Here is a 16,210-nt window from a genome sequence, read left to right on the forward strand (position 1 = left end):
AAGGAGACAATCAATGAGCAATATCTATATAGTTGATGTATTACGTACTCCTGTTGGTAAAGCGCCGCGTGGTGTATTTCGCCATACCTTACCTGATGACTTATTAGCACACACGATTAGAACACTTATGAATCGGAATGCTGCTGTCGATTGGACAGCGGTTGGTGATGTAGTCATTGGCTGTGCTATGCCAGAAGCTGAGCAAGGAATGAATGTAGCACGTATTGCATCACTACTTGCTGGCATGCCGCAATCTGTACCAGCTATGACAATTAACCGCTTTTGTTCGTCAGGTGTGCAAAGTATTGCTACCGCTGCCTCTGCTATAAGTCAGGGCGCTATGCCTTTAGCATTAGCTGGTGGCGTAGAAAGCATGTCTATGGTTCCTTTAGGCGGTAATAAGTATACTGCAAATCCCGTTATCTTTAATGATGAACATGTAGCTATTGCTTATGGAATGGGAATTACTGCAGAAAATGTCGCAAAACAGTGGAATATTTCCCGCGAAGAGCAAGATGAATTTGCAGCAGCAAGCCATGCAAAAGCAGTCGCTGCACAGCAACGGGGAGATTTTAATCAAGAAATTATTCCTATTGAAATTATCGAACGCTATCCTGATCTTAATACTTCTGAAGTTATCATCAAAAAGCGGGTAGTTGATAAAGATGAAGGTCCACGGGCGGATACATCTTATGAAGCGATTGCCCGCTTGCGACCTGTTTTTGCTGCTAAAGGTAGTGTTACAGCTGGTAATAGCTCGCAGACTAGTGATGGTGCCGGTATTGCTCTTTTAGCAAGTGAGGAGGCGTTGAAAAAATTTGACTTGCAGCCTATAGGACGATTATTAAGCTATGCAGTTGCTGGTGTTGATCCTGCGATAATGGGTATTGGGCCTGTAAGTGCGGTGCCACTGGCTTTACAAAAAGCAGGTCTTACCTTAGATCAGCTAGATTGGATTGAGTTAAATGAAGCATTTGCTGCTCAAGCCTTAGCAGTCATTAAAACGCTAGATTTACCTCGCGATAAAGTCAATCCAGTAGGAGGCGCCATTGCATTAGGCCATCCACTTGGTGCAACTGGAACGATTCGTACAGCGACATTGCTACATGGACTACGTCGTACTAAGGGTCGTTACGGTATGGTTACTATGTGCATTGGCACAGGCATGGGAGCTGCTGCTATTTTTGAAGCGATGTAACAGTTACTTCGAGGATATATTTTTACACCTAACTTCGTGCCGCGACTTGTTCGCGGCATCCAGTAGCTAGTTAAATCAAGAAAATGAAATCATGTAAATAACCTATAGTTATTTAAAATTATCTATTTGAATTTTCACCTTAGTGACCTTAGTTATGAAGAAAAATATTGGTATCTTATTTTTACTATTATTTTCACTGCAAGCCTTAGCTGAAATTGCGCTAACTGCACATGAAAAAGAGGTAAAAAACTATTTACAAGCTACTTCTCGAGAGCAGTTAAAGTTATTGGAAAGCTTGGTTAACATTAATAGTGGTACCTTAAATCTTCAAGGCGTAAAGCATGTTGGCGATATATTAGAGCAAGAATTAAAGCAACTTGGTTTTAGTACTCGTTGGGTATCTTTGCCATCACAGATGAACCGTGTAGGAACTTTAATTGGGTATCATAAAGGAACTAAAGGAAAAAAATTACTGCTCATTGGTCATCTTGATACGGTATTTCCTGCTAATAGCCCTTTTCAACGTTTTGAACGTCATGGTCAATTAGCAACAGGACCTGGTGTTATTGATGCAAAAGGAGGCGATGTTGTTATTATCTATGCGCTAAAAGCATTAGCTAAAATAGATGCTCTACGAGAGGCAACTATTACTGTTGTATTCACTGGCGATGAAGAGGCTTCAGGAAAGCCTACTTCTATTTCCAGAAAAGCTTTAATAGAAGCAGCAACAAACGCTGACGTAGCATTGGATTTTGAATGGGCTGTAAGCGCAGATACAGTTACTGTGGCACGACGTGGTATTATAGATTGGGAAATTAAAAGTGCTGGTAATGAAGCTCATTCCTCACAAATTTTCAAGCAAGCAGCAGGTTATGGTGCCATTTTTGAATTAACTCGAATTATAGATACATTTAACTCCGAATTAACTAAAGAAAAGTATTTAACTATTAATCCAGGTTTAATAGTAGGTGGAACATTAATTAAAGAAGATGAAGGTGTAGGTGGTAATATTGTTTTTGGTAAAGAAAATGTTATTGCTAAAATGGCTTTAGCGAAAGGGGATTTACGTTTTTTAACAGAGCAACAAAAAGAAAATGCTAAGCAAAAGATGCTTGCCATTGTTAAGCGGCACTTACCTGGAACAACGGCAGAAATAGAATTTAAAGAGGCTATACCCTCTATGTCGCCAAGGTCGAGTAACTTAAAACTATTGCAATTATATAATAATATCAGTCTGCAATTGGGTTATGCTAAAGTTAGTGCTTTAGATCCAGGTGCACGCGGCGCTGGTGATATATCTCATATTGCTTCTATCGTGCCGTATACTTTAGCGGGCTTAGGGCCAGTTGGTAATGGAGCACATTCAACACAAGAAACATTACAAGTTAATTCTTTATCAATTCAAGCTATGCGAGCTGCTTTATTGATTTTTAATTTAATTACCAATCAGAACTCAGTTTAATATTTAATCAAATATAATTGTTGTTTATTTAAGCTAGCTTTAAGAAAATTTACCTATTTTAATAAATAATTAAGTACTTAAATTGAATAATATTAATAATTTATGCCTAAAATTTGATTTGTCATGTGAATATCCTACGCTTTAAGTAAGACAAAAGGTGTTTCTAAGGAGCATACATGCGTTCATTTATTATTGCTGCGTGTTTGTTTACTAACGTGGCAATAGCTGATGAAATTATCGGTTTTACTGCTTATGAAAATGAAGATTATACCACGGCTTATCCTCATTTAATGCAAGCAGCAAAGCAAGGTAATGATGATGCTATGTATCTTATAGGCCGAATGTATCAATATGGCTTTGGTGTTAATCAAGATGATACAAAGGCCGTTGAATGGTATCGTAAGGGCGCTGAAAAAAATAATGCACTTGCCCAGCTTAGCTTAGGTTACATGTATGATAACGGCAAAGGAGTAAAACAAGATTTTAAAGAAGCATTTAATTGGTATATGAAATCAGCCGAGCAGGGTAATGCCATTGCACAACGCAATGTCGGACTTATGTATGCTACAGGTGATGGCGTTCCAGCCAGTGATCAACAATCATTTGTCTGGTTTAATAAGGCTGCTGAAAAGGGCTATGCTAAAGCACAAGTAAATGTTGCCTATCAGTATATGACAGGCGTTGGCGTGGAAAAAAATGTTGAAAAAGCTCTATATTGGTATACACAAGCAGCAGAACAAGGTGATGCAAAAGGGGAATATAGCCTAGGACTATTATATACAGGTAAATATGGGATTGCTCCTGATCAAGAAGCTGCTACCTCGTGGTTTTTAAAAGCAGCTAATCAAGGGCATCGCAATGCAGAGACTTATCTTGCTTACCAATATTTAAATGGTCTAGGTACGCCAGCTGATCCCAAAAAAGCAGTATATTGGTATCATGCAGCAGCAGAGCAAGGTCAGTCAGAAGCCCAAACAGAATTAGGGCAGCTCTATTTAAGTGGAACAGGAGTTGAAAAAGACTACCAACAAGCAGCCTATTGGTTTGGCAAAGCAGCAGCTCAAGGGGATCCTATTGCCCAGGGTAAATTAGGCTATTTATATTTAGCAGGTTTAGGTGTTACACAAGATAATGCTCAAGCTTATGCATGGTTTAAGCTTGCTGTTGATAATAAAAATGACCATGCCGCCGATGAACTTTCTCGGATAGAGAAAAAATTAACACCACAAGAAAAAGAGCGTGGTGAACAGCTTTTTCAAGAGTTAAAAAAGAAAGGTCCGGTTACTGAGAAGGCTAAGACAGACGATGAATAGATTTTACTTCTAATATAAAAATTTATAGATTTTCACTTATTATTTCCTATGCAGACTGCAGACTTTAAAAAATGGGTAATTTAAAGAAACCCATTTAAGCTTATTATTAGAAAATTTAGTAATTATTTCATAAGAACTAGTTTGTTAAAGCTAATGCATATGGTTTGTCTTCTAATAATGGATAATTACTTTTAATAATATCTGGTGCATTAGTTGCTAATTCGCCATATTTATTTAACCAACCTAGCTTGACACAAACTTTTCTACTTTTACTTTTTTTTGTTTCTATTGCATGCTTTAAAATCGCTGCTAAGCTTTCTTTATCGGTAATATTAGCCTTACGAAGGACAGGTAATTCGCGAGAAAATAACTTTTTATATTCTCTAAGAAATTGTTGCCTGTAATCTTCTTCTTGAGAAAAATTATTTTTATTAAAGAAACTAAGTGTATTTAATTCTTTCCCTATAAACTGCGTTTCTTCTAAATTATCTTTCATCTCTGGTGGCGATACATCTAGTTCTTTGTCTATATTAGAAAAATTAGCTATCGCTGTATCGATATCTATTCGTTTTTCTGGATTATTTTCTAATAAACTTGTTAAAAACTCATAAATATTCTTTTTCTTACTTTTATCTAACTCTTCCTCAATATTAAAAAATAAATCAGCAAGTTCAAATGCTTGTCCAGAAACGTAATTACGCTGATTATCAACCCTTTTTTCCGGTTGACTAGGTTTTTTTAATCGCCAAATTAGCGCAAAAATTTGGCCCATTGAATAGATATCACTTTTAACACTGGTAGTATCAGGATTTTTAATTATCTCTGGAGCAATAAAAGGTTCAGTGCCTACTATTTTGCCATCTAATTTACTAATACTTAGACCATAATCAACAATATTAACAATTATAGGTGGCCCTAAATCAACTAAAATGTTCCTTGGCTTAATATCGCGGTGAATAATTTGTTGATCAGTGACTTGCTTTTTTAATGCTAAAAGCAAAGCTCTACATAACTTAAATCGCTCAGCGATAGTTAAAATACGAATATTTTCCAGGTCTTCCTTTAATACTTGTTGTAATTCTTTACCTGGAAGTTGTTTCATTGTAGTGTAAGTCTTACTTAAGTCATGTGCTGTAACAGGTTGCTTCATGGCAAGATGAGGTGCTTTTTTTGCCTGTTTATATTCGTTATTAGCTTCAAAAGGCTTAAATTTTTGTATTTTAACGATGCGTCTACTTTTATCTTTTTTACTTTCTTTCTTATAAGAAATATCATTTTCCTTAAAAGAAACTGTGCATTTAATTAATTTTATAGTCCCAGAAGCGCCTTGACCTATCTCGGCTTTATTACTAATTACCTCATAACGTATGCCATGTTTTCCCGTGCGCTGATAAATATCATTTTTAAAAGTAAACGTATGGCCCTTATGGCAGTATTTTTCACCTTTAATCCATACATTGACACCAGCCTTTGTCTGTTCTTCAAAAAAATTTGCTAAATCCTTTGGATCTACACCAGTAATTCCCTTTGCATTTAAATTAATTTCAAACTGCATAATAATATTAATTTAATATTTTTAATTTTCCATATTTTAACATTTAAATATTAACTATATATTAATTAGTCAATTTTATAAAAATAAATCCATATTTTCACGAGGCTATATCTATCTATAAAGTATTTAGACTCTCAGCAATTAAGCTTATAACTAATTTTCCTTCCTTATTTTTACTACGTTTTAATATAGAAAAATTAATTAAAGTTAAGTCATTGCTTTTTACATTAGCAATACTTAAAAAGTATTCACTTTCTATAGTGACTAGTTCTTGTCGTAAGTTTAATTTAGTTAAAAGTTTACTAAGTTTTTTTCCAGTTGTAATGCCAGTTTTACCTCGTGCGTTAAGGATTTCGTTAAGTTGCTCTTCACCAAATTTGTTTCCTAGTGACAGCAAAAGTTTTTGCGATGCAGTATTAATATTAATAGGAGTTACCGTAGGTAATGCTGCAATAAAGTTACTTAATTGTTGATAAATAATTGCTGTGACACCACGCACTAAACGCAGCTCCGAAACACTTTGGAATAGTAGTTTACTAGGATAATAAGGTGGTTTCTGTTTTAGATAATAGGTAATAAATTCATCATTTCCCCGGCCAGGAGTATAGGGCGCTAGCCACTGGAAGATAGCTACTGCTAACCGTTCTCTTTCTTCGGGGGGTATTTTTGTTAGTGTATTACTTAAAAAATTTAAAAAAATTGGATAATAGTTACGATCGCTTAGATTATTTAAATTAAAACGAGCTTGTAAATCATACAGTGAACCATTGATTGTAATGCCAGGATAAATAGTGGCATATTTTTTAGGAAAATCTAATACCTTGCCATATTTATCGGCGATAGCAAATTGATTTTTAGTATTGTTAAGCTCACCCATAGACCAAAAGGAAATCACTTGAGAAGCAAGATAGAGTCTATCACTATTTATGGTTAATTGCGTTTTATAAATATCAAGTTGTAAGCGAAGGCTCATAGCAGTTGCTGCAATAGCTACCAAAGTCATAATAAACAAAGCCGAAATTAAAGCACTACCTTTAAGTCGCTGCATACAGTGCCTTAGGAATAGGTAGAAGAAGACTTAATTTACCCCATTCTCTAACTGATAAGGTTAATTGAATTGCTTTTGGTAATGGTTCAACTTGCTCCAGTTCGCCTGTGCTTTCATGCCAATCGGGTAAGATTTGTAGGTTCTTATTTAAATAAGCAAACTGGCATTTACTTAATTCTTTTAATAAGATTTTATCCTCGTGTTGATCTTTATTAGCTGGATCTAAACTCGACCAGGTTCTTCTAATTAATTGATTATCTTTACAAAGTAAGCTTACTCGCATTAAAGTACTACGTTTTTCAGTACTATTTGGGTTACCTAGTCCTCCCCGAGTAAACTCTACATAATTAGCTTGGCCGATGAATGCAGGAAAAAGATGCATTTCGTTGCCGCGAATTGGCCGGTTTATCATTTGTATAGTATCTCGTTGTAGTAGACTAATTGTTAGTTGAAAATCAGTTAGGCGATCAGATTGGGCCGTGACTCTGGCGCGCGTATTAAAGGCATAATAGAGGGCAGAAGACGTTAAGGTTGCTAGTATAGCAAATATCGCAATAGCAATTAAAATTTCTAAAAGAGTAAAGCCACTTTGTAGCTTCTTGTTAAATTTTACTGGCACGGTTTTATTCTTGTTCATGAAAATACCGATAACCGATTAAAGCTTCAGAAAAAGGGCCTGCTTGATTTTTACTTACTTTAATATTGACCTCTTGCACATCCTTAAAAGGCGTTTTAGTTATTTTCACTCGCCAATACCAGCGCTGACCTAACATAGTAGTTACTTGCGTAATTTCTTTATCTAAATCTGGATTTAGCAATTTAAGTTGTACCATCGTTATACCTTGTAAAGCAATCCAATGGCTAATAGTTTTGTCTTTTATTCTAGCGGTGTTACTAACGTTTTGTGCAGTTACTTTAAGCAAGGCCGTAAGCGCAATAGCGATAATAGCTAAAGCCAGTAGTACTTCTATTAAAGTAAAACCTTGTTGATGGGATGATGTTTGAGAGTCATTTGTCATTTATTTTTCGAATTATCTAATGTTAAAACACCATTATATTTACCGGTCAGTGTAACGATATTAGGTTCGGTAGGTGTTCCAAAGATAAGCCTAAATTCAGTCATATTTCCAGCTGGGGTGACAATAATACTCGGGCCAGTTCTATCTTTTAAATTATTTTGTAAACTAATTACTACATCCTTTGGAAAAAAGCGATGAAAAATAAGGCTATTTTTAGGCATAGATTGCCAATTATTATCACTGTAGCGAAAAGTTTCATAGCCTTCATTATTGATATTGATACCAAGTGTAGTCATTTCCAATATAGCTCGCTGCTGAACAAGTTTAATGTATGCCCTAAACTGTTCAGCATTCAATTTAACCCTACGGCCTGTTCCAAAGTCACCGAAAGAAAACAAGGCCGCACTAGCAATAATGCCAATTATTAGGATAACTACGAGCAATTCAATGAGCGTAAAGCCTTCTTTATTTCGCATCCCAATTACCGATTTCAGCATCTTTGCCTGTCCCGCCAGGCTGACCATTCGCTCCAAGGGTAAAGACATCAACCTCGCCATGTTCACCTGGATTTAAGTATAAGTAATCACGTCCCCATGGATCTCTAGGTACCGATTTTAAATATTGCTTCCAATCTCTTGGCGTTGGATTACTCGTAGGTTTTTCAACCAGTGCTATTAGCCCTTGATCTGTTGTTGGATAAAAACCGTTATCTAATTTATAAAGATCTAGCGCATTTTGGATAGCTAATACATCTTGTTTTGCTTTAACAGCACGTGCCTCATCTGGGCGACTAATAATTTTAGGTACAACGATAGATGCTAAAATACCTAATATTACAACAACCACCATAATTTCAATTAACGAGAAGCCTTTTTGTAATCGCATACTTTCTCCTAAGACTAAATTAATAAAAATGGTATAGCATTATTTATCAAGCTTTATATGGTGTTATATGCTCTTAGCTATACACATTTCTTTTCTTTATTCACTTGTGCGTTGCGCCTAAAGCTTTTTGAATAACACGGTATAAAATAAATGGACATTAATTTATTTGATTTACGTGACTAATTGCTCCATTGAAAAAATAGGTAATAATGTTGCTAATACAATAAAAAGCACAACAGCGCCCATAAACATAATAACCATTGGTTCTAAGAGGGTAAGGGCTGTATCGATTAAGCGCTTAACCTCATTGTCAAGATGTAACGCTGCTCGCTCCATCATGTCTGCTAATTGCCCACTTTTCTCGCCACTGGCAATTAAATGAATAGCCATTGGACTTATAAAATGAGTCTCTTTTAAAGCCACACTAATTCCAGTCCCTTCACGCACTCTTGTAGCAGCAATATCAAAAGCACTGCGCATTACAACGTTATTAACGACACTTGCTGAAACACGCATAGTTTCTAATACATTAACGCCAGCGGCAAATAGTATACCAAAAGTATGGATATAACGTGCAACATTTGTTGATTTAACTAAGTAAGAAGCAATAGGTAATCGTAACAACAGTTTATGCCAAAGCGTTTTTATAGTTAAATTTCTTAAGCTTCTGCGAAAACCCACAAAGGATAAAACAATCACAACCAAAGCATATAGGCCATAGGCCTTAATTAGATCACTTACAATAATAAGTACTTTTGTCATTTGTGGTAGAGACTGACCACTACTTGTAAAAACCTCAATAATTTTGGGCACTACGAAGGCGAGTAAAAAACTAATAATAGTAATAGAGACAATAATCATTAAGGAAGGATAAATCAGCGCATGCTGAATTTTTTGGCGAGTGGTTTGTTGATTTTCCGTATAATCTGCCAGTTTTTCCAAAACTAAATCTAGTCGGCCAGTTTGTTCGCCTGCGCTTACTGTTGCTCGATATAGCTCAGGAAAAGAGTTAGGAAATTCGCCCATTGCTTGTGCAAGAGAATAACCTTCCAGGACTTTTGCTCTAATACCTATCAGTAAACCTCTAACGCGCTCTTTTTCAGTTTGCTCGCTTACACCTCGTAAAGCCTCTTCTACAGGTATTCCTGCGGCTAAAAGGGTTGCTAGTTGTCTGGTTAATAAAGATAAGTCTTGCGCAGAAGTTTTATCACGCTTGCGTGGTGAGGCAGATTGCTTAGTTATAGCGCGAATTTGAATTGGAATTAAACCTTGCTCACGTAATAATTGCCTAGCTTGCCGCTCAGAATCGGCTTCTATTACTCCTTTATTCGCGCTACCGGCTGATGTTAAGGCTTGATAATGATAAGCAGCCATGTTTTTTTACAATAATATCGATTTAAACAGTTTAATCTATTAGGTTTCAGAAGTCACTTAAGGTAAAATAATTATTAGGCCTCTTTTATTCATACCTAATAGGCACACATTTTGTCTTGTATACTTAAATTGTATGCTTTAGTGAAGGTATAGCTGTTCCTAACCTAGAGTACAGCCAGTTTAAAGAGGTTCTATAGTTTAACCTTGGAGATGATAATGAGTAACAATGCAGTTCAGGCAGCAATAAAAGAACATGGTGCTAAATTCGTTGATTTGCGTTTTACGGATACCCGAGGTAAAGAGCAGCATATAACGCTCCCTATCTCTGCTGTGGATGACGATTTTATTGAAAATGGTAAAATGATTGATGGCTCGTCAATTAAGGGATGGCAGAAAATCCATCAATCTGATTTAGCACTAGTTCCAGATTGCGAAAAAATTGTAGTTGATCCTTTTTACCAGGATACAACATTAATTATTCGTTGTAATGTAGTTGACCCGCAAACAATGATGGGTTATGACCGTGATCCACGTTCGCTGGCTAGACGAGCTGAAGCTTATTTACAATCAACAGGCATTGCAGACGCAGCTTTGTTTGGACCTGAGCCTGAATTCTTTATTTTTGATGATGTACGTTGGAAAACTACTATAAATAATTCCTTTTATGAAATCGATTCAGCAGAAGCACAATGGAATTCTGGAAAAAGCTTTGATGGTGGGAATATTGGTCATCGTCCAGCTGTAAAGGGAGGCTATTTTCCGGTGCCCCCAGTTGACTCATCACAAGATATTCGTTCAGATATTTGTCGTACCTTAGAAGGCTTAAATATTGTAGTAGAAGCGCATCATCATGAAGTTGCTACGGCTAACCAAGGTGAAATAGCAACTAAATTTGGTACTTTAGTAAATAAAGCTGATGAAATGCAGCTATTAAAATATGTTGTTCATAATGTGGCCCATAATTATGGTAAAACAGCAACCTTTATGCCTAAGCCATTAGTTGGTGATAATGGTAATGGAATGCACTGTCATCAATCTTTAATGAAAGATGGTATTAATCTTTTTAATGGTGATAAGTATGCTGGGCTTTCGGAAACAGCGCTTTATTATATTGGTGGTATTATTAAACATGCTCGCGCATTAAATGCTTTTACCAATCCTGCTACAAATAGTTATAAGCGTCTAGTACCTGGGTTTGAAGCACCAGTATTATTAGCTTACTCAGCACGTAATCGTTCTGCTGCCATAAGGATACCTCATGTAAGTAATCCTAAAGGTCGACGTATTGAAGTACGTTTCCCAGATCCAATGGCAAATCCATATTTGGCTTTTGCAGCAATGATGATGGCTGGTTTAGATGGCATCCAAAAGAAGATTCATCCTGGTGATCCTATGGATAAGGATCTTTATGATTTACCACCAGAAGAGCTAACAGATGTACCTACTGTTTGCTCATCACTTGATCAAGCTGTAGAGTACTTGCGACGTGATCATGACTTTTTATTGCAAGGAGATGTTTTTACTAAGGACTTTATAGAAAGCTATATTTCTTTAAGAGAAGCTGAAATTGCCCAAGTAAGAAGTTTGGTTCATCCGTTTGAATTTGAACTTTATTATAGTCTCTAAGAGTTATTAGAATCTCGATTATAAAAGATCAATTCTTTTCAAAAGAATTGGTCTTTTAACATTTTATCCTCTTAAGTAATAGTTAAGGATGTTAATTAATCTTCTTTAAGGGAATACCATGGTAAAAATTATTATTTTTGCGTTATTAATAATAAATAATCCATTATTTGCTGAAATTTATAAGTGGACAGATGGCCAAGGTGTTGTGCATTTTAGCGACGAGCCACATCCAGGAGCGGAAAAAATAGTATTGCCCCCTACCCAAGTATCTAGTCCCCTACCTACTAAAATACCAACGACCAATACTACAGCCCATACTACAAATGATGATGACAATTCTGTGGCTAATCAGGAAAGCTATAAAGTTTCTATTTTAGCTCCTAAACATGAGACAACAATTCGCAATAATCAAGGTTATGTGTCAGTAGTTATTAATACAGAGCCTAAATTAGAGAAGGGTGAATTATTACAACTTATTTTTGATGGTCAAGCACTAGGTAAGCCACAAGTTAATAATACTTTCGTACTAAATAATGTAAATCGTGGTGCACATACTATTGCGGTACAAATTATTGGGGTTAATGGAGACATATTGAGCACTAGTGAGCCGGTAACCTTCTACATGCAAAGAGCAAGGGTTGGTATGGTACCATACACATCTCCAACACATAGACCTTGAAATTTTATAGTTTGTCCTCATATTGAAAAACAGTTTAATTTTATTAAATGCATCTTAATGCTTTAGGGGAGATTTTTAAATGTCGGGTAAGAAACAGACGATGGGTTTTCAAACTGAAGTAAAGCAAATGCTTCACTTAGTTGTACACTCACTATATAGCAACAAAGAGATTTTTTTGCGTGAATTAATATCTAATGCCTCAGACGCATTGGATAAGTTACGCTTTCTTGCTCTTGCAAATTCATCATTATATGAAAAAGATTCTGATCTTAAGATTACAATTGATTACAACGAAAAATTAAAAACAATTACGATTATTGATAATGGTATTGGGATGAGTTGGGATGAGGCAGTTGAAAATCTAGGAACAATTGCTAAATCAGGTACTAAAGAGTTTTTAAGTCATTTAACGGGTGAAGCTAGCAAAGATTCGCACTTAATAGGTCAGTTTGGCGTAGGTTTCTACTCAGCATTTATTGTAGCTGATAAGGTAACTGTTAAGAGTCGCCGTGCAGGTTTAGCACCAGAAGAAGGAATAGTTTGGCAATCCAGTGGTGAAGGCGAGTTTACTATTGCGCAAGAAAAACGTGCTTCACGTGGCACAGAGGTGACGCTTCATTTAAAAAAAGAGGAAGATGAATTTTTAAGTGATTGGCGGTTACGAGGTATTGTTAGTAAGTATTCTGATCATATTTGTTGGCCTATTGTGATGAAAAAGGAAAAGCCTGAATCTGATGAGAAGAATAAAGAAGATAGTCAAGTTGAATATGAAACAGTAAACAAAGCCACAGCGCTTTGGACTTTACCTAAGTCTGAGATTAGCGATGAAGATTATAAGGCATTGTATAAGCACATTTCTCATGATTACCAAGACCCATTAATTTGGTCACATAATCACGTAGAGGGTAAATTAGATTACATTAGTTTATTGTATGTTCCTGCACATGCCCCCTTTGATTTATGGCAGCAGGATGTGAAGCATGGTTTAAAATTATATGTAAAACGTGTGTTTATTTTAGATGATGCTGCACAATTTTTACCACGTTATTTACGCTTCATTAAAGGTATTATTGATGCAAGTGATTTACCTTTAAATGTTTCTCGCGAAATTTTGCAAGATAATAAGCAAGTAGAATCAATTAAAGCTGCTTGCACTAAGCGTGTTTTATCCATGCTTGAAAAGCTAAGCACGCAAGACCCAGAAAAATATCAGCATTTCTGGCAAGAATTTGGGCTGGTATTGAAGGAAGGGCCTGTGGAGGATTTTGCTAACCGTGAGGCAATTGCAAAATTACTGCGTTTTACTTCAACGCATACAGATTCTGAAAAGCAAACAGTTACTTTAATGGACTATGTTTCTCGCATGAAAGAAAAGCAAGATAAAATCTATTATATTACAGCTTCTACTTATAATGCTGCTAAACATAGCCCTCATTTAGAAATCTTTAAAAAGAAAGGCATTGAAGTTTTATTATTAAGCGATCGAATTGATGAATGGTTGGTGGGTTATCTAAGTGAATTTGACGGTAAAAAATTACAATCTATTAGTAAAGGAAAAATTGATTTAGAAACCGAGGCTGATGAGCCGGATGTAAAAGAGCAAGAAAAATCATTAGAACCGATGCTAAAGCAAATGAAAGAGGTGTTAGGTGATAAAGTTAAAGAGGTTACTTTAACAAATAGATTAACTGATTCACCTGCATGTATAGTTGCTGATGAGCAAGATATGGGATTAGAAATGCAGCGTATCTTACAAGCTGCAGGGCAACAAGTACCTGGCTCTAAACCAATCTTTGAAATTAATCCACAACATACTCTCATTAAGCGATTACATAGTATTGAAGATGATGCGCGTTTTGCTGAGTGGGTTATGATGCTATTTGAACAGGCAGTACTAGCAGAAGGTGGTCAATTAGATAACCCAGCTGATTTTGTGAGCCGAGTTAATAAGTTACTTATGACTACCGCTTAATAAATAATTTCGCATGTTATCCTAAAATTCAATCCGCTTTACTTTAGGCGGATTGAAATCTCTTTATTTATAACTCTATTGATAAGCTTTATACCAAAAGAGCGCAATGCTCAAACAAATATTAAAGATCTTTCTGTATATTTCTCTCTTTACATGCGTCTTTTTGCCTAAAAACTAGTAAGTGACACTATAGTTTCTTTGAAATTTGTTGTTTATAAATTCAGCATAAATATATAATAAATTCACTTATAACAAATTTATGCCATCCAATGACTAATATAAAAAAAACAATTCAACATTCTTCTATACAGTTAGCGCTAGTAAAAGACATAATACTACGTTATATTCTTTCTACTACTTACAGTAGTTTAGGAAGTAGTAGTGTTCTTAAGTTCACTTTAAGGGATTAAATCATGATAAAAAAGCTCACCTTTGTTTCACTCAGCGCCGTTTCTACTATGGTATTTGCAGTTAACTCCATTAACTTATATCAAGCTCCCTACACGACTTTAAATAAGTTTCAGATAGCTAAACAAAAGAATGCTACGGGAACACTGTCTAGTAATCAATTGCAATTAGTTCAACAAACAGCGCAGGGCAATAAATTAATCTCAACTTATCAACAATTATATAAAGGTATTCCTATTGCGGGCGCTCGTGTCATGGTTGTTTATGATAAAGCAAATAATTTATCACTCACTACTTCAGCACAAGTAAACGGTAATTTAATTGAAGAGCTAAATATCGATACTCAGCCCGCAATTACTGCCAGTAAAGCGCTAGAGATTGCTAAAGCTATTCATATTAATGCTACTGTGCACCAAAAAACAAAAGTAGAAAAAGTAGAGTTACAAATTCGTGAAGTCAAAAAAAATGATTTTAAATTAGTCTATCAAGTCTCTTTTAAGTTATTAAATGAAAAAGGTTTTCCTTCCTGGCCTTTTTTTATCATTGATGCGCATAGTGGTGAAATCCTAGAGCAATGGGAAAATATTAAAACCTACAATGAGGTAGGCCCTGGTGGTAATGATAGGGTTAAAGAGTATTGGTATGGCAAAGATGGATTGCCTATGCTTAGAGTCCAGCAAAAGGATGATATGTGCATCATGGAAAGTGCAACGGTTAAAGTAGTTAATTTAGATTCTACTTGGGATTGGGAAAATACCTTACTAAGTGCTTATCAGTATCCTTGTGGGCAGAATAAGGAAGAGTTCATTAATGGTAGTTACTCACCAATAAATGATGCCTATCACTTCGGTCATGTTGTTGTTCAAATGTATAAGAATTGGTACAACACTCCAGCACTGCAAACACCACAAGGTAAAACCAAGAAATTAGTCATGCGTGTTCATTTTGGCCAAGGTTATGATAATGCTTTTTGGGATGGTGAAACCATGTCATTTGGCGACGGCGATAGTTTCTATCCTTTAGTAGCTTTAGATGTGGCGGGACATGAGGTTACTCATGGCTTTACTGAGCAACATTCAAATCTTGAATATCATGGCCAATCAGGCGCGCTTAATGAATCATTTTCTGATATGGCAGGCCAAGCGGCTCGAGCTTATCTTTTAGAAAAACAGCGTAAGCTTTTTAACAAATCAAACCTTATACCTAATCAAATAACTTGGGGAATAGGGGAAACAATTGTAAAAGATGACTTTGGCTTTAAAGCACTACGTTTTATGAATAATCCTTCTGAAGATGGTGACTCTGCAGATTGTGTTAATAGGAAACTTGCAGAAAGGTATGGTGAAACCTGCAAAATTACTTATGCAGAATTAGTCAAGTACGCTAAAGAAAATATTCCTAACTCCCTCTACAGACAAAGTTATATTGTCCATACGGCAAGTGGTGTTTTTAACAAGGCATTTTATCTTTTAGCGCAAGAAATAGGTGTTAAGCAGGCTTATCATATTATGTTAATTGCAAATAGCACCTACTGGACGCCAAAAGCTAATTTTAGTAGTGCAGCTTGTGGTGTATTACATGCAGCTAAAGATTTAAATGTAGATTTAAAACCTGTCACAACAGCGTTTAATAAAGTAGGCGTTACAACTAGTGATTGCCCACTTTAGTATA

Annotated in this window: 14 protein-coding genes; 7 read left to right on the forward strand and 7 right to left on the reverse strand. The window is 35.8% G+C overall.

What is annotated here, in order from left to right; translation table 11 throughout:
* Positions 1–13 precede the first annotated feature (13 nt).
* The 3 genes from ACNVED_RS06845 (at position 14) to ACNVED_RS06855 (ending at position 3,973) form a co-directional block, all read left to right on the forward strand.
* Positions 14–1,198, forward strand: a complete 1,185-nt coding sequence (locus tag ACNVED_RS06845) for an acetyl-CoA C-acyltransferase (protein WP_419421006.1) — start codon at positions 14–16, stop codon at positions 1,196–1,198.
* Positions 1,199–1,352: 154 nt separating this feature from the next.
* Positions 1,353–2,660, forward strand: a complete 1,308-nt coding sequence (locus ACNVED_RS06850) for a M20/M25/M40 family metallo-hydrolase (protein ID WP_419421007.1) — start codon at positions 1,353–1,355, stop codon at positions 2,658–2,660.
* A 176-nt stretch (positions 2,661–2,836) separates the two neighbouring features.
* Positions 2,837–3,973: a tetratricopeptide repeat protein gene (locus ACNVED_RS06855; protein ID WP_419421008.1), complete on the forward strand. Its 1,137-nt coding sequence runs from the start codon at positions 2,837–2,839 to the stop codon at positions 3,971–3,973.
* Between the two features lie 136 nt (positions 3,974–4,109).
* Here ACNVED_RS06855 and ACNVED_RS06860 read toward each other — a convergent pair whose 3' ends face one another.
* From ACNVED_RS06860 to lspF, 7 genes are all read right to left on the reverse strand, one after another.
* On the reverse strand, positions 4,110–5,528 hold the full coding sequence (locus ACNVED_RS06860) for a protein kinase domain-containing protein (RefSeq protein WP_419421009.1): 1,419 nt from the start codon (positions 5,526–5,528) through the stop codon (positions 4,110–4,112).
* A gap of 115 nt (positions 5,529–5,643) precedes the next feature.
* Positions 5,644–6,576 (reverse strand): type II secretion system minor pseudopilin GspK, encoded by a 933-nt coding sequence (gspK, locus tag ACNVED_RS06865; RefSeq protein ID WP_419421010.1) that lies wholly within the window; start codon positions 6,574–6,576, stop codon positions 5,644–5,646.
* Positions 6,563–7,213: a GspJ family T2SS minor pseudopilin variant LspJ gene (gene lspJ, locus ACNVED_RS06870; RefSeq protein ID WP_419421011.1), complete on the reverse strand. Its 651-nt coding sequence runs from the start codon at positions 7,211–7,213 to the stop codon at positions 6,563–6,565. Before lspJ ends, gspK begins: the two co-directional genes overlap by 14 nt.
* A complete protein-coding gene (gene gspI / locus ACNVED_RS06875) occupies positions 7,200–7,595 on the reverse strand; it encodes a type II secretion system minor pseudopilin GspI (protein ID WP_419421012.1) in 396 nt (131 codons plus the stop codon). The genes lspJ and gspI overlap by 14 nt, the downstream gene beginning before the upstream one ends.
* Positions 7,592–8,092: a type II secretion system minor pseudopilin GspH gene (gene gspH, locus ACNVED_RS06880; protein ID WP_419421013.1), complete on the reverse strand. Its 501-nt coding sequence runs from the start codon at positions 8,090–8,092 to the stop codon at positions 7,592–7,594. Before gspH ends, gspI begins: the two co-directional genes overlap by 4 nt.
* Positions 8,061–8,480, reverse strand: a complete 420-nt coding sequence (gene lspG, locus ACNVED_RS06885; RefSeq protein ID WP_419421014.1) for a GspG family T2SS major pseudopilin variant LspG — start codon at positions 8,478–8,480, stop codon at positions 8,061–8,063. Before lspG ends, gspH begins: the two co-directional genes overlap by 32 nt.
* 171 nt (positions 8,481–8,651) lie before the next feature.
* Positions 8,652–9,854 (reverse strand): GspF family T2SS innner membrane protein variant LspF, encoded by a 1,203-nt coding sequence (lspF, locus tag ACNVED_RS06890; protein WP_419421015.1) that lies wholly within the window; start codon positions 9,852–9,854, stop codon positions 8,652–8,654.
* Positions 9,855–10,070: 216 nt separating this feature from the next.
* Here lspF and glnA point away from each other — a divergent pair, with 216 nt between their 5' ends.
* The 4 genes from glnA (at position 10,071) to ACNVED_RS06910 (ending at position 16,206) form a co-directional block, all read left to right on the forward strand.
* On the forward strand, positions 10,071–11,480 hold the full coding sequence (gene glnA / locus ACNVED_RS06895) for a type I glutamate--ammonia ligase (protein WP_419421016.1): 1,410 nt from the start codon (positions 10,071–10,073) through the stop codon (positions 11,478–11,480).
* Between the two features lie 118 nt (positions 11,481–11,598).
* Positions 11,599–12,159 carry a DUF4124 domain-containing protein gene (locus ACNVED_RS06900; RefSeq protein ID WP_419421017.1) on the forward strand — a complete coding sequence of 187 codons (561 nt, stop codon included), beginning with the start codon at positions 11,599–11,601 and terminating at the stop codon, positions 12,157–12,159.
* A 79-nt stretch (positions 12,160–12,238) separates the two neighbouring features.
* Positions 12,239–14,131 (forward strand): molecular chaperone HtpG, encoded by a 1,893-nt coding sequence (gene htpG / locus ACNVED_RS06905; protein WP_419421018.1) that lies wholly within the window; start codon positions 12,239–12,241, stop codon positions 14,129–14,131.
* A gap of 413 nt (positions 14,132–14,544) precedes the next feature.
* Positions 14,545–16,206, forward strand: coding sequence for a M4 family metallopeptidase (locus ACNVED_RS06910; protein ID WP_419421019.1), 1,662 nt, complete (start codon positions 14,545–14,547; stop codon positions 16,204–16,206).
* The last annotated feature ends 4 nt before the right edge of the window (positions 16,207–16,210 follow it).

The organism is Legionella sp. D16C41 (assembly GCF_048541585.1).
GTDB lineage: Bacteria > Pseudomonadota > Gammaproteobacteria > Legionellales > Legionellaceae > Legionella_C.

Excerpts from the sequence above, each read along its gene's own strand:
- ACNVED_RS06855 (WP_419421008.1), top strand. The coding sequence starts at position 2,837 with ATGCGTTCATTTATTATTGCTGCGTGTTTGTTTACTAACGTGGCAATA.
- ACNVED_RS06900 (WP_419421017.1), top strand. The coding sequence starts at position 11,599 with ATGGTAAAAATTATTATTTTTGCGTTATTAATAATAAATAATCCATTA.
- htpG (WP_419421018.1), top strand. The coding sequence starts at position 12,239 with ATGTCGGGTAAGAAACAGACGATGGGTTTTCAAACTGAAGTAAAGCAA.
- glnA (WP_419421016.1), top strand. The coding sequence starts at position 10,071 with ATGAGTAACAATGCAGTTCAGGCAGCAATAAAAGAACATGGTGCTAAA.
- ACNVED_RS06850 (WP_419421007.1), top strand. The coding sequence starts at position 1,353 with ATGAAGAAAAATATTGGTATCTTATTTTTACTATTATTTTCACTGCAA.
- lspJ (WP_419421011.1), bottom strand. The coding sequence starts at position 7,213 with ATGAACAAGAATAAAACCGTGCCAGTAAAATTTAACAAGAAGCTACAA.
- gspK (WP_419421010.1), bottom strand. The coding sequence starts at position 6,576 with ATGCAGCGACTTAAAGGTAGTGCTTTAATTTCGGCTTTGTTTATTATG.
- gspI (WP_419421012.1), bottom strand. The coding sequence starts at position 7,595 with ATGACAAATGACTCTCAAACATCATCCCATCAACAAGGTTTTACTTTA.
- ACNVED_RS06860 (WP_419421009.1), bottom strand. The coding sequence starts at position 5,528 with ATGCAGTTTGAAATTAATTTAAATGCAAAGGGAATTACTGGTGTAGAT.
- ACNVED_RS06910 (WP_419421019.1), top strand. The coding sequence starts at position 14,545 with ATGATAAAAAAGCTCACCTTTGTTTCACTCAGCGCCGTTTCTACTATG.
- ACNVED_RS06845 (WP_419421006.1), top strand. The coding sequence starts at position 14 with ATGAGCAATATCTATATAGTTGATGTATTACGTACTCCTGTTGGTAAA.
- lspF (WP_419421015.1), bottom strand. The coding sequence starts at position 9,854 with ATGGCTGCTTATCATTATCAAGCCTTAACATCAGCCGGTAGCGCGAAT.
- gspH (WP_419421013.1), bottom strand. The coding sequence starts at position 8,092 with ATGCTGAAATCGGTAATTGGGATGCGAAATAAAGAAGGCTTTACGCTC.
- lspG (WP_419421014.1), bottom strand. The coding sequence starts at position 8,480 with ATGCGATTACAAAAAGGCTTCTCGTTAATTGAAATTATGGTGGTTGTT.